Source organism: Bradyrhizobium sp. NC92, from assembly GCF_025200865.1.
In the GTDB taxonomy this organism is placed as follows: domain Bacteria; phylum Pseudomonadota; class Alphaproteobacteria; order Rhizobiales; family Xanthobacteraceae; genus Bradyrhizobium.
Map to the genome: position 1 here is coordinate 7,957,955 of NZ_CP104171.1, position 13,322 is coordinate 7,971,276.

The following is a 13,322-nucleotide window of genomic DNA, read 5'->3' on the forward strand; positions in this document are numbered from 1 at the left end:
CTCATCAAAACAGGACGCGCTGTACATTTTTTGTGCGCGCACTGTCGCGACTTTCATCTTGCCGCGCCGAACGGGACTGTGTGAGCCTCGATGGCGGATGGGGAATGGGATGGACCGACCGTCGCTTTGCGCGCCAGGGCGCCTGCGAAGCGCTTGCGGCCGGTCTCGCTTGAGAAAGATACGACATGCCAAAACGAGTGTTGCTTGGTCTCCTCCTGGCTTGCGGCCTTGCGGCCCCTGCGCTGGCACAAGAACCGAAGACGGGCGGTGTGATCAATGCCGTGATCCAACCCGAGCCGCCGGGCCTGATGCTTGCGATGGTCCAGAACGGCCCGGTCCAGATGGTCTCGGGCAACATCTTCGAAGGCCTCTTGCGCTACAGCCCCAAGCTCGACCCGCTGCCGGAGCTTGCCGAGAGCTGGAGCGTCAGCGAGGACGCCAAGACCTACGCCTTCAAGCTGAAGAAGGGCGTGACCTGGCATGACGGCAAGCCCTTCACCGCCGCCGACGTGCTGTTCTCGATCGAGATGCTGAAGCAGACCCATGCGCGCGCCCGCACCAACCTGGCGCAGGTCGACAAGATCGAGACGCCGGACGATTACACGGTGGTGTTCACGCTGAAGCAGCCGTTCGGCCCGTTCCTCGGCATCTTCGAGGTCGGCTCGATGCCGATGGTGCCGAAGCATCTCTACGACGGCACCGACTGGAAGACCAATCCCTACAACAACGCGCCCATCGGCACCGGGCCCTTCATGTTCAAGGAATGGCAGAAGGGCTCGTTCATCCGCCTGATCAAGAATCCGAACTACCACGAGAAGGGCAAGCCCTACCTCGACGAGATCTACTGGCAGATCATTCCCGACGCCGCCGCGCGCTCGGTGGCGTACGAGACCGGCAAGGTCGACGTGCTGCCCGGCGGCTCGGTCGAGAATTTCGACGTGCCGCGCCTGTCCAAGCTGAAGGACACCTGCGTCACCGGCGCCGGCTGGGAATTCTTCTCGCCGCTGGCCTGGCTGTGGCTCAACAACCGCCAGGGTCCGCTCGCCGACAAGCGGGTGCGGCAGGCGATCATGTATGCGGTCGATCGCGACTTCGCCAAGGACGTGATCTGGAACGGGCTCGGCAAGGTCGCCACCGGCCCGTCGGCCTCGACCATCAAGTACTACACCGACGACGTGAAGAAGTATCCCTACGATCCGGCCAAGGCCAAGGCGCTGCTGAAGGAAGCCGGCTACAAGGGCGAGAAGATCCGCCTTTTGCCGCTGGCCTATGGCGAGACCTGGCAGCGCTGGGGTGAAGCCGTGAAGCAGAATCTCCAGGACGTCGGCATGACCATCGAGACGATCGCCACCGACGTTGCCGGCGGCAACCAGAAGATCAGCGACTGGGATTACGACATCGCCTTCACCTATCTCTACCAGTACGGCGATCCCGCGCTGGGGGTGGGGCGCAACTACATCTCCAGCAACATCGCCAAGGGCCAGGTCTTCAACAACGTCGAGGGCTATTCCAACCCTGAGATCGACAAGCTGTTCGCCGACGGCGCGGTGGCGACGCCCGACTCCAAGCGCAAGGAAATCTACGAGAAGGCGCAGAAGATCCTGGTCGAGGACGTGCCGGTGGCCTGGATGCTCGAGCTGCAATTCCCGACCATCACGCGCTGCAAGGTCAAGAACCTGATCACCACGGGGATCGGGGTCAACGATGGCTTCAAGGACGCATGGCTCGACAAGTGACGGCAGGCGCTCCGAACTCCCCTTACCTCTCCCGCTTGCGGGAGAGGTCGCTAAGCTCGAAGAGCGTAGCGGGTGAGGGCTCTCTCCTCTTGGCAATCCCTTTGCGGAAGCACCCCCTCCCCTGCCCTCCCCCGCAAGCGGGAGAGGGAGCGCACCGCCGCTGCGGTTGCGGCCACCCCGATATCATCGCCGTTTGATCATGCTCTCCTTCGTCGCTCAGCGTATTCTGAAGGGCGTGATCGTCCTGCTCGCGATCGTCGTCCTCAATTTCTTCCTGATCCGCCTGGCGCCCGGCGATCCCGCGATCGTGATGGCGGGCGAAGCCGGGGCCAGCGACCAGGTCTTCGTCAAGCAGCTCCGGGAGAAGTTCGGCCTCGACAAGCCGCTGCCCGAGCAGCTCTTCATCTACGTCAAGGGCGTCGTCGGCCTCGACCTCGGCTTTTCCTTCCGCCAGCAGGCACCGGTCGCGAAGCTGATCGGCGAGCGGCTGCCGGCGACGCTGCTGCTGACCCTGACGGCATTCGCGATCTCGCTGATGCTCGGCATCCTCTGCGGCACCTTCGCCGCGCGCTTTGCCGGAACCTTTCTCGACACCGGCATCACCGTGTTCGCGCTGATCTTCTACGCCATGCCGATCTTCTGGGTGGCGCTGATGGGCATCCTCTTGTTCTCGGTCACGTTCGACTGGCTGCCTAGCTTCGGTTACGAGACGGTCGGCGCCAACCTCACCGGCCTTGCCCATGCGGTCGATGTCGCAAAGCACCTGATCATGCCGGCGATGACGCTCGGCCTGTTCTTCATGGCGACCTACACCCGCATGACGCGCGCCTCGATGCTCGAGGTGAAACGGCTCGACTTCGTCAAGACGGCGCGCGCCAAGGGCCTTAGCGACGCCGTGATCCAGCGCCGCCACGTGCTGCGCAATGCGCTGCTGCCGGTGGTGACGCTCGCCGGCGTGCATTCCGGCACGCTGATCGGCGGCGCCGTCATCACCGAGACCGTGTTCGCCTGGCCCGGGATCGGGCGGCTGATGTACGACGCCCTGCTGCAGCGCGACTACAATCTGCTGCTCGGCGTGTTCGTGATCTGCTCCGCCATGGTCCTGATCTTCAACCTCGTCACCGACCTCGTCTATCGCCTGGTCGATCCGCGCATCGAATACGCCTCATGAAACAGTTCTGGAAATCGATGCTGAGGAGCCCGAGCGGCGTCATCGGGCTCGTCATCCTCCTGGTCGCAGTCTCCGTCGCGGTGTTCGGGCCGATGCTGTTCCCGAACTCGCCCTGGCGCATGGTGCAGCGGCCGTTCCTGCCGCCGTTCACGCTCGGGGCCGTGCCGCTCGGCACCGACGCGCTCGGCCGCGACATCTTCGCCGGCATGATCTTCGGCGCCCGCGTCTCGCTTCTGGTCGGCCTCGTCTCCACGCTGGTGGCGCTGATCGTCGGCGTGCCGATCGGCGCCACGGCCGGTTATTTCGGCGGCAAGGTCGACGACGCCCTGATGCGCTTCACCGAGTTCTTCCAGACCATTCCGAGCTTCGCGCTCGCGATCGTGCTGGTCGCGATCCTGCAGCCCTCGATCTATTCGATCGTCGCCTCGATCGCAGTGGTGAGTTGGCCGCCGGTCGCCCGCCTCGTGCGCGGCGAGGTGCTGTCGCTGCGGACGCGCGAATATGTCCAGGCCGCCGTAGTCACCGGCCAGAGCAACAGCTGGATCATCCTGCGCGAAATCCTCCCCAACGCGTTGTCGCCCGTGATCGTGCTGGCCTCGCTGATGGTGGCGACCGCGATCCTGCTGGAATCCTCGCTGTCCTTCCTCGGCCTCGGCGATCCCAATCTGATTTCCTGGGGCTACATGGTCGGCGCCGGCCGCACCGTGATCCGGCAGGCCTGGTGGATCACCGTGTTTCCGGGCGTCGCCATCCTGATCTCGGTGCTCGGGCTGAACCTGATCGGCGAAGGCCTCAACGATGCGCTCAATCCGCGCCTGTCGCGGGAGGGCCGCTGACGATGACCGCCTCGCCCGCCGTCTCCATCAAGAACTTGCGGATCGCGTTGCCCAAGGGCGCCGAGCGCCCCTTCGCGGTCGACGGCGTCTCGCTCGATTTGCAGCCCGGCAAGATCGTCTGCGTCGTCGGCGAGTCCGGCTCCGGCAAGTCGATGTGCGCGCATGCACTGATGGGCCTGTTGCCGGATACGGTGTCGGTCGCCTCGGGCGAGATCCAGTTCGAGGGCAGCGACCTGCTCAAGCTCGATGACGACGGCTGGCGCGATCTGCGCGGCCGACGGCTCGCGATGATCTTCCAGGAGCCGATGACCGCGCTCAATCCGTTGATGCGGATCGGCGACCAGATGGCGGAGATGTTCGAGGCCCACGGCCTGCTCACGCCGAAGGAGCGGCGCGCCAAGGCGTTGTCGCTGGCACGCGAGGTCGGCCTGCCCGACCCCGAGCGCATCGTCCGCGCCTATCCGCACCAGCTCTCCGGCGGCCAGCGCCAGCGCGCCATGATCGCGATGGCGCTCGCGCTCGAGCCGGCGGTGCTGGTCGCCGACGAGCCGACCACCGCGCTCGACGTCACCACGCAGGCCCAGATCCTGAAGCTGATCCGCAATCTCCAGCAGAGCCGCAACATGGCGGTGATGTTCATCACCCATGATTTCGGCGTGGTTGCCGATATCGCCGACCAGGTCGTGGTGCTCCGCCACGGCAAGGTCGTCGAGGAAGGACCGGCCACAGTCGTCTTCAACGCGCCGCAGCACGACTACACCAAGGCATTGCTTGCCGCCGTGCCCTCGATGGATCCGCCGCCGCGAGAGCCACTCGACGATCGGGCCAGGGCCGTCGAGGTGATCGGGCTGGACAAGACCTATGTCACGTCGGGCGGCTGGTTCCGCGAGGATCGCCGCGTCGATGCGGCGCGCGCGGTCAATTTCAACATCCTCAAGGGCGAGACGCTCGGCCTGGTCGGCGAATCCGGCTCGGGCAAATCGTCGGTGGCGCGCCTGGTGATGCGGCTGATCGAAGCCGACCGCGGCACGGTGCGGATCGGCGAGACCGACCTCACGTCTCTGTCCGGCAAGGCGCTGCGCGCCGAGCGCCATCGCATCCAGATGATCTTCCAGGATCCGTTCGCCTCGCTCAATCCGCGGCGCAAGATCGTCCACATCATCGCCGACGGCCCGATCGCAGCCGGCCTCGATCCGAAAGTTGCGTTCGACCGCGCCCGCGATCTCCTCAAGATGGTGGGCCTCGATGCCGGCGCGCTCGAACGCTATCCGCACGAATTCTCCGGCGGCCAGCGCCAGCGGGTCGGCATTGCCCGTGCGCTCGCGCTCGAGCCGGAGATCATCGTTGCGGATGAGGCCGTCTCCGCGCTCGACGTCTCCGTGCAGGCGCAGGTGTTGAAGCTGCTGGAAGACCTCAAGGCGCGCCTCGGCCTGTCGATGCTGTTCATCACCCACGATCTGCGGGTCGCGGCCCAGATCTGCGACCGCATCGCGGTGATGCAGCGCGGCGCCATCGTCGAGCTGAAGCCGACTGCACAACTGTTCGCCGCGCCCGAGCATGCCTATACGCGCGAGTTGCTCGCAGCCGTGCCCGGACGGAAGGAGCACGCGCCGGCGGCCTGAGACGGCTCGTCTTCATTCATCGATCTCCGTGATGGTTCCAAAAACTTGCACGCTGAGCGGGAGAAACCTATTCGATCCAGCAGCATTTGCTTTTGTGAGACCATCCTTGCTCATGTCGGCAAGGGGTGAGTTGACGCCAATACTCGCTCGTCGCGGCTGCCGCCGTACAACGAACGTGACGTGGTGGGCAGCTTCACAACCCAGCAAATGAGACACACCGGGATGCTGGGAATCGCACAGCGCAGTCACGCGCTTTTTATCCGGTCGTGACCGGGCCTGCCGCTTCAAGGCCGAAGGCGGCACCATAGATGACGATTGAAATGATCGACGTCATCTCATGACGGACTCACACTGATATTCGGAGCCAACATGGGCGAAGTTATTCGATTTGTCTCAAAATCCGAGCGCGAGCGAGCACGCCTCATCGAGGAGGCTCGCGCGATCTACGACAGCATCTTCCCGCCGGCCGATCCGGCCAACGAGGGCCAGGGAAAGCCGGCGATCGGCCGCCCGTTCATCGGCCGCGACGGGGGTAACGTATCGTGATCAAGATCATCGCCGTGCTTTGCAGCCTCGCCTCTCCCTCCAATTGTCACGAGCAGATCGTCACCACGTCGGACTTCGCGCAAGTCTCGGTGCAGTCGTGCCTGATGGGCGCGCCGCAGCTCGCCGAATGGATGAACCAGCATCCGGCCGAGCGCCTAGCGGCATGGCGCTGCGTGATTGGTCAACAGACCGGCCGCGGGATCTAGGCCCGGACCTCTCGCTTCGGCGCAGTAAGCCGTTCGCGATGGGTCCCGGCTCACGTTCGCGCGTCCGGGACACGGCACCAAGCCTGCGCCTCGCTGAACGTTGGGCAGTGACGGCACTCCATCCCCGGAGTAACCTCTCGTTGCGGCCGTTCGCAGCAAGGGGGACGCCGGATGGAAGTCGCCAGTCTCGTTCTTCCGGTCTTCGCGATCATCGTCACCGGCTGGCTCGCAGGCGAGCTTGGCTATCTCTCGCGCTCGCTTGCCGATGCCCTGGTCCACTTTGCCTACAACGTGGCGATGCCGGCGCTGTTGATCGTCACGATCGCCCAGGAGCCGGCGCGCAATCTCCTGGAATGGCGCTTTCTGCTCGCATTCGGCGGCGGCTCGCTGATCTGCTTCGCGCTCGTGTTCCTGCCGGTCCGCGCAGGCGGTACACACGATCTTGCCAGCAGCACCATCCATGGGATGGCAGCGGCGATGACCAACACCGGATTCGTCGCGCTACCGATCCTGCATGCGATCTACGGTCAACCCGCCGTGCTGCCCGCGGCTGTCGCGACGGTGTTCGTTGCCGCGGTGATGTTTCCGATCACGGTGATCCTGCTGGAAAAGCACGATGCACGCGGAGCCTCCGTGCACTCCACGGGACTGGCAAGGCAAATCCTGCTCAATCCCATGGTGCTGTCGACGCTCATCGGCCTCGCCTGGGCGGTGACGGGACTGCCGATTCCGGCACCGGTCGCGGCCTACCTCAACATGATCGCTGCCGCGCTCACGCCGTGCGCGCTGTTTGCCATCGGGCTTGGTCTCTCCGTCGAGGGCCTGCGGTCCAACCTGAAAGCGTCGTTTGCACTCGCGGCGGTGAAACTCGTGGTCATGCCGCTCATCGTCTACGGACTTTCCGTCATGATCGGCCTTACCCCTCTCTACACGGTTGCGGCCGTCATCTGCGCGGCCGTGCCGACGGCGAAAACCGTCTACGTCCTCGCGCATGAGCACAAGGTCGAGGAAAAGCTGGTTGCCGCCACGGTGTCGATCACGACGATGCTGTCGGTCGCAACATTGCTGATCGCGCTTTACCTGCTCTCGGGATCGGCGAGCGGCCTACGTTGATCCGCCAGTGGCTTGCGCCTTACCCGGAGCCCTTTCTATCTCGTGGTATTGCTCCAGGTCGGAACCGAGTTGGTCACGCCGACCGAGGGCCAATTGTATGATCCGACCGACGGCGCGGTGACGGTGCCGACCGTCTGTCCGGACGATCCATACGACGCCCCCGGCTGTGCGGCCGGCGCTCCGGCTCCGCTATTGGTCGGCGCCATCACGCCAGTGCTGTAATGCCGGCTCGACCGGACCTTTTTTGCTTCAGCCGCGAAAGGCGCGGCAAGAAGTCCGGTAGTGATGAGCGCGGCGATGGCAAGTCTGACTGTCTTCATGGCTGATCCTTTCGCACGCTACGCACCCCGATATGCCAAGTGTTCATGGATCGGGAAATTTCCATGGGTCTGCCTTCATAACTCCGCGAGCGGACGGAGGTGCCGCGGCGCGGCGCACTCCGCCGCCTTCGGATGGACCCGAATCAGCGCTAGTGCATTGCTTTCAGTGACTTCCCTGGACGCAAGCATGACCGGCGCCGAACTGAAGCAGCTTCGCAACGACCTCTCCGATGCCCTCGAGCGCAAGCTCAGCGCGGCCGACATGGCCAAGCTTTGCGGTTTGCCGGGAACGAGCGGCGCCGACACCATCCGGCGCTGGGAGGTCAGCGGCCCGACGCCGGAGGCGACCAGGATCTTGCGCGTGCTCGCGATGGCGAGCGAGCGCTATCCGATCCTGGAGAAGTTCGACATCTTCGATCGGCACGACGTGCGTGAGGAGGACAGGCCGGCGAAGCGCGCCGCCTTTCGCGCGCAGATGCGCGATGAGGCGCGGCGGCGCCTTGGTTAACACAAGACGCGCGCAAGTTACCGACAGAGCGCGCCGTTAAGCCTTCCTTCACCGCTTCTTAAGTCGCCATTAAGCACGAAAATCATTTGCACCCCAACAAGTTACGTTGGGTCTCGCTGTGCCACGGATGTGACAGCATTTTCGTCAAAAGCGAGCTATCTGCAAAACCAATGCGGCGCAGAGAACGCGCCTGCCGGGGACCTTACGTGTTGGAGTTCAAGACCATGAAGAAGATTCTGTTTGCGACCGTGGCGCTGCTCGTGCTCGGCGCGGCTGCGCCGGCCGTCGGCGCCGATCTCGGCAACCGCAATTATTACAAGACGCCCGCGCCGGCCTACGCCGCGCCGATCTACAATTGGACGGGCTTCTATCTCGGCGCCCATGTCGGTGGCGCGTTCTCCAGCGACAACAATTTCAACGGCCTCTCCACCGGCAACAACGGCAACGGCCGCTTCCTCGGCGGCGTGCAGGTCGGTGCGGACTGGCAGTTCAACCCCAACTTCGTGGTCGGCGTCGAAGGCCAGTATTCCTGGCTCTCCGGCAGCGTCGGCGCGGTGTTCCCGGGCGGCATCGCCTACACCAACGACCAGCGCGGCCTCGGCTCGATCACCGGCCGCGTCGGCTACACCTGGGGTCCCGGCCTGGTCTACGTGAAGGGCGGCTACGCCTATTCGGACAACAACGAGAAGGTCACCGTCGGCGGCGTGCCGACCGCCTTCGTCATCACGGGCGATCACCGCAACGGCTACACCGTCGGCGCCGGCCTCGAATACATGTTCGCCCCGAACTGGTCGGCCAAGGCCGAGTACCAGTACTACAATTTCGGCGAGGCGAGCTTCACCGGCGGTCCGCTCGCGGGCACCGGCAGCTTCACCACCGACGACCATACCTTCAAGGCGGGCGTCGACTACCGCTTCAACTGGGCAAGCCCGGCTGTGGCGCGCTACTGATCGTTAGCAAGACGTTATCGCGATGAGGGGCCGGCGACGTTGCCGGCCCTTCTTTTTTCGCTCTGCGGAACGCGCGCAACCGGTTGCAGCAATTGCGATTTTTTAACCGCCCCGCCCGATACTCCCGGCCACAAAACATAAGCAAGGGCGTGGGGGAATTTCGATGGGCATCCGTTTCAGTCTCGGCCGTTTCAAGCCGCGTTTCAAAATGCCGAGATGGGGCGTGCGCGGCAGCCTGTTCGCGGCCTTCGCGGTGATCGCGGGCATGGGCCTCGTGATCGCGGCCGGCGCAGGCCTTGCGCTGCAGAATCTCGGAGGACGCATTTCTGAACTGAGCGGACGAGACATTCCGCGCCTTTCCGCCAGCCTGCAATTGTCGGCGCTGAGTGCGAGCCTCGCGGCACAGGGACCGGCCCTGCTTGCGGCGCAAAGCGAAGACGCCCTGAACGAACGCACCAAGAAGCTCAGGGAATTGCAGGAGCAGACGCAGCAGAAGCTCAACGAGATCATCGAGCTCGGCGGCGACAAGAGCGTCGTGTCCGGACTCAGCGACACGATGAAGAGCATCAACGAGGCGGCTCAGAGCCTGACCAAGGCCGCCCGCGAACGGCTCGACGTCGCGGCCCTGCACGAAAAGCAATATGACGCGCTTCGCAACGCGCAGGGCGCCTTCGTCGGGGCAGCGAGCCCGGCGATGCTGGACGCGCAGACCCGAGTCAATGCCATCCTCGGTTCCGCCGACCTGTCCGCCGCCGATGCGAACGACGCCGCGCAGACCGTCGGCCAACTCGGCAACGTCGTCGCCAGCGGCAATCTCGCGGCCGCCAACATGAGCGCGGCGCTTTCGGCGAGCACCAGCGACAAGCTCGACGACATCCAGAAGGAATTCAAGACGGCGCAGGGCCGCCTGCGGTCGAACCTCGATCTGTTGCCGGACAACCAGGGCAACAAGATGCTGCGCGACACCGCGGAAAAGCTGCTCGCGCTCGGCACCGGCAAGACCGGCGTGTTCAATCTGCGCGAAAAGGAGCTCGATTCCATCGACTACGGCCAGACCATCCTGGACGAGACCCGCAAGCTCAACGTCGGCCTCGGCATCAGCGTGCAGCAGCTGGTCGACGGCGTGCAGAAGGAGACCAACACCTCGACCTTCCAGGCGCGGCAGGAGATTTCGCTCGCGACCTCAGTCATGCTGGCGCTGGGCGCGCTGATGCTGGTCGGCTCGGCGCTGTTCGTCTGGCTCTATGTCGGCCGCAACATCCTGCGCCGGATCGGCGCCCTGCAACAGTCGATGCAGCTGCTCGCCAACGGCGATCTCGAAACCGAGATCTACCGCTCGAAGAATCACAACGACGAAATCTCCGTCATGGCGAACACGCTGCAGGTGTTCCGGGAGAGCATGATCGAGACCCGCGCGCTGACGAGCGAGCAGGACAAGGACCGTATCGCCAAGGCCGAGCGTGCCGCGCGCATGGAAGCGAAGATCGCCCAGTTCGAAAGCACGGTGCGCTCCGCGCTCGACAATCTGGCGCAATCGGCCAATTCGATGCAATCGACGGCGCAGAGCATGTCGAACACCGCCGACCAGTCCAACGCGCTGGTCAACGCGGTCGCCTCCGCCGCGGAAGAGACGTCGGTCAACGTGCAGACCGTGTCGGCCGGCACCGAGCAGCTGTCCTCCTCGATCCAGGAGATCAGCCGCCAGGTCGTGACTTCCGCCGGGATCGCCAAGAAGGCGGTCGACGAAGCGGGAGCGACCGACGCCACGGTGCAGAGCCTTGCCGACAGCGCAAGCCGCATCAGCGTCGTCGTCGACCTGATCCAGACCATCGCCTCGCAAACCAATCTGCTCGCACTCAATGCCACCATCGAGGCGGCGCGCGCGGGCGAGGCCGGCCGCGGCTTCGCGGTGGTCGCCTCCGAGGTGAAGAGCCTGGCGAGCCAGACCGCCAAGGCGACGGACGAGATCCGCACCCAGATCGCCAGCATGCAGTCAGTCACGACCTCCGCGGTCGGCGCCATCCAGGGCATCGGCCGGATCATCGGCGAGATCAACGACGTCACCACGACGATCGCAGCCGCGGTCGAGGAGCAAGGCGCCGCCACGCGCGAAATCGCCCGCAACATCCAGCATGCCGCCGGCGGCACCAGCGAGGTCTCCAGCAACATCGTCGGCGTCTCCACCGCGTCCGCCGAAGCCGGCGCTGCGGCCACCGAAGTGTTGGGCGCCTCGGACGCGCTGCGGCGCGAGGCCGATATGCTGCGCGGGGAGATCGACGCCTTCCTCAACGACATGCGGGCCGCGTAGGCACGCGGCATTGAGGCTGCGCTCCCTCTCCCGCTTGCGGGAGAGGGTTGGGGTGAGGGTGCCTCCACAATGGGATACTCGCGGCATCCCGAGAATTATCCCCGTGGGGAGAGAGCCCCCACCCGGCGCTACGCGCCGACCTCCCCCGCAAGCGGGAGAGGTGCAGCGAGTATTGGGCACGACCGTCCCACATCACGGAAAAACACTCCTCGGTATGACCGCCATGCGGTCGCCGCCCAGCATCCTTTTTCGGCTGGCGCCCCGCGCGCACTGGGTTTAAGCCGGTAACATGAGCTCAAAAACCGATACCGCGCCGTCCTCGGCCGAGGCCCTGCGCTACCCCTGGGAACAGCATCCCGGCCCCGAACAGGTGGTCGAGGTCAGGCCCGGCGTGTTGTGGGCGCGGCTGAAGCTGCCGTTTCGCCTCAACCACGTGAACATCTACCTGCTCGCCGATGGCGACGGCTATGCGATGATCGATGCCGGCTTCGGCAACGAGGAGACGATCGAGGCCTGGACCAAGCTGTTCGACGGCCCGCTGAAGGGCGTCACCATCACGCGCCTGATCGTCACCCACTCCCACCCCGACCATGTCGGTCTCGCCGGATGGATCGTGGAGCGGTTCGGCTGCCCGCTGGTGATGTCGCAGGTCGAATATCTGCAATCGGTCTATCACCAGAACCGCGGCACCGAGGAGCGGCGCGAGGCGCAGCGGCTGTTCTTCCGCCGCCATGGCATGGACGAGTCGCTCACGGAAAAGCTGCTCGGCCGCGGCCAGGACTATCTCAAGCGCGTCTCGGTGCTGCCGCCGTCCTACCGCCGCATCTCGCATGGCGACGACGTCGTGATCGGCACGCGCCGCTTCAAGGTCATCACCGGCGGCGGCCACGCGCTCGACCAGGTGATGCTGTATTGCGCCGACGACAAGCTGTTCCTCTCCGCCGACCAGGTGCTGAGCAAGATCTCGCCGAATGTCAGCGTCTGGGCGGTCGAGCCCGACCAGAACTCGCTCGGCGAATATCTGGCCTCGCTCGCCAGCCTCACCACGACGCTGCCCTATGACGTGCTGGTGCTGCCCGGCCACGGCGTGCCGTTCTACGGATTGAAGACCCGCATCAAGCAGCTCGCCGACCACCACGAGGAGCGCTGCCGCCTGATCGCGGAAGCCTGCCGCGAGGTGCCGCAAACCTCGCGCGCCCTGGTGCCTGTCGTGTTCAACAAGCACGTGCTCGACGAGCACCAGATGGGCTTTGCCGCCGGCGAGCTCGTCGCCCACGTCAACTACATGATCGTCGAGGGCCGCCTCACGGCCGAGATGCAGGACGGCGTGCTGCAGTTTCGGACGACGTGAGTTCTTTCTTCACCTCGCCCCGCTTGCGGGGAGAGGTCGGTCGCGAAGCGACCGGGTGAGGGGGAGTCTCCGCGAGTCCAACTCTCACCGTCCCCGCGGAGAGTCCCCCTCACCCCAACCCTCTCCCCGCAAGCGGGGCGAGGGAGTAGACCACCCCCGCGGCAATCACCTCACTTCATATTCGCGATCGCGTGCAGCGCCGCGATGTAGCCGAACGGCCCGAGCCCGCAGATCACGCCGGTCGCCACGAACGAGATCTTGGAGTGCCGGTGATATTCGTCACGGGCGTGGATGTTGGAGATGTGGACCTCCAGCACCGGGCCCTCGAACGTCTTGATCGCATCCATGATCGAGACCGAGGTGAAGGACAGGCCGGCCGGATTGATGACGATGGCATCGGCGTCCTGCCGCGCCGACTGGATCAGATCGACCAGCACGCCTTCATGGTTGGACTGGTGGAAGGCAAGCTTGAGGCCGAGCTTGGCAGCCGCTTCCTCGCAGCTCGCGTTGACCTCCGCGAGCGTCGTCGTGCCGTAGATGTGCGGCTCGCGGATACCGAGCATGTTGAGGTTGGGACCGTTGAGGATCATCACGCGCTTCATGGAAGGGCCCTTTCGAAGACCTGGTTGAGCAAGGAAAGCGCGTGCCGGGCCGC

General features: G+C 64.9%; 13 protein-coding genes. 11 read left to right on the plus strand and 2 right to left on the minus strand.

Annotated elements, in window-relative coordinates; translation table 11 throughout:
- Positions 1 to 185 precede the first annotated feature (185 nt).
- From N2602_RS36995 to N2602_RS37025, 7 genes are all read left to right on the plus strand, one after another.
- The gene (locus N2602_RS36995; protein ID WP_172786032.1) at positions 186 to 1,736 is read left to right on the plus strand and encodes an ABC transporter substrate-binding protein; all 1,551 of its coding nucleotides are present in this window, start codon (positions 186 to 188) and stop codon (positions 1,734 to 1,736) included.
- Between the two features lie 199 nt (positions 1,737 to 1,935).
- The gene (locus N2602_RS37000; RefSeq protein ID WP_172786033.1) at positions 1,936 to 2,907 is read left to right on the plus strand and encodes an ABC transporter permease; all 972 of its coding nucleotides are present in this window, start codon (positions 1,936 to 1,938) and stop codon (positions 2,905 to 2,907) included.
- Positions 2,904 to 3,743 (plus strand): ABC transporter permease, encoded by an 840-nt coding sequence (locus tag N2602_RS37005; protein WP_172786034.1) that lies wholly within the window; start codon positions 2,904 to 2,906, stop codon positions 3,741 to 3,743. The genes N2602_RS37000 and N2602_RS37005 overlap by 4 nt, the downstream gene beginning before the upstream one ends.
- Positions 3,744 to 3,745: 2 nt before the next feature.
- Entirely contained in the window at positions 3,746 to 5,365 is a 1,620-nt protein-coding gene (locus N2602_RS37010; protein ID WP_172786035.1) for an ABC transporter ATP-binding protein, read from the plus strand.
- A 369-nt stretch (positions 5,366 to 5,734) separates the two neighbouring features.
- Positions 5,735 to 5,911 carry a hypothetical protein gene (locus N2602_RS37015; protein ID WP_172786036.1) on the plus strand — a complete coding sequence of 59 codons (177 nt, stop codon included), beginning with the start codon at positions 5,735 to 5,737 and terminating at the stop codon, positions 5,909 to 5,911.
- Positions 5,908 to 6,117, plus strand: coding sequence for a hypothetical protein (locus N2602_RS37020; RefSeq protein WP_080133401.1), 210 nt, complete (start codon positions 5,908 to 5,910; stop codon positions 6,115 to 6,117). Before N2602_RS37015 ends, N2602_RS37020 begins: the two co-directional genes overlap by 4 nt.
- A 171-nt stretch (positions 6,118 to 6,288) precedes the next feature.
- Entirely contained in the window at positions 6,289 to 7,230 is a 942-nt protein-coding gene (locus N2602_RS37025) for an AEC family transporter (RefSeq protein ID WP_260381176.1), read from the plus strand.
- A gap of 35 nt (positions 7,231 to 7,265) precedes the next feature.
- Here N2602_RS37025 and N2602_RS37030 read toward each other — a convergent pair whose 3' ends face one another.
- Entirely contained in the window at positions 7,266 to 7,550 is a 285-nt protein-coding gene (locus N2602_RS37030) for a hypothetical protein (RefSeq protein ID WP_246708859.1), read from the minus strand.
- A 187-nt stretch (positions 7,551 to 7,737) separates the two neighbouring features.
- Here N2602_RS37030 and N2602_RS37035 point away from each other — a divergent pair, with 187 nt between their 5' ends.
- The 4 genes from N2602_RS37035 to N2602_RS37050 all read left to right on the plus strand — a co-directional run bounded on the left by N2602_RS37035 (position 7,738) and on the right by N2602_RS37050 (position 12,667).
- Positions 7,738 to 8,058: a hypothetical protein gene (locus N2602_RS37035; RefSeq protein WP_260381177.1), complete on the plus strand. Its 321-nt coding sequence runs from the start codon at positions 7,738 to 7,740 to the stop codon at positions 8,056 to 8,058.
- Positions 8,059 to 8,282: 224 nt separating this feature from the next.
- Entirely contained in the window at positions 8,283 to 9,008 is a 726-nt protein-coding gene (locus N2602_RS37040) for an outer membrane protein (RefSeq protein ID WP_260381178.1), read from the plus strand.
- Between the two features lie 163 nt (positions 9,009 to 9,171).
- A complete protein-coding gene (locus N2602_RS37045) occupies positions 9,172 to 11,316 on the plus strand; it encodes a methyl-accepting chemotaxis protein (RefSeq protein WP_260381179.1) in 2,145 nt (714 codons plus the stop codon).
- 289 nt (positions 11,317 to 11,605) lie between these two features.
- Positions 11,606 to 12,667 carry an MBL fold metallo-hydrolase gene (locus N2602_RS37050; RefSeq protein WP_260381180.1) on the plus strand — a complete coding sequence of 354 codons (1,062 nt, stop codon included), beginning with the start codon at positions 11,606 to 11,608 and terminating at the stop codon, positions 12,665 to 12,667.
- Between the two features lie 170 nt (positions 12,668 to 12,837).
- Here the strand turns inward: N2602_RS37050 and aroQ are convergent, their stop codons facing one another.
- Complete coding sequence (gene aroQ / locus N2602_RS37055) at positions 12,838 to 13,269, minus strand: type II 3-dehydroquinate dehydratase (protein WP_011084019.1); 432 nt, start codon at positions 13,267 to 13,269, stop codon at positions 12,838 to 12,840.
- Between the last annotated feature and the right edge of the window lie 53 nt (positions 13,270 to 13,322).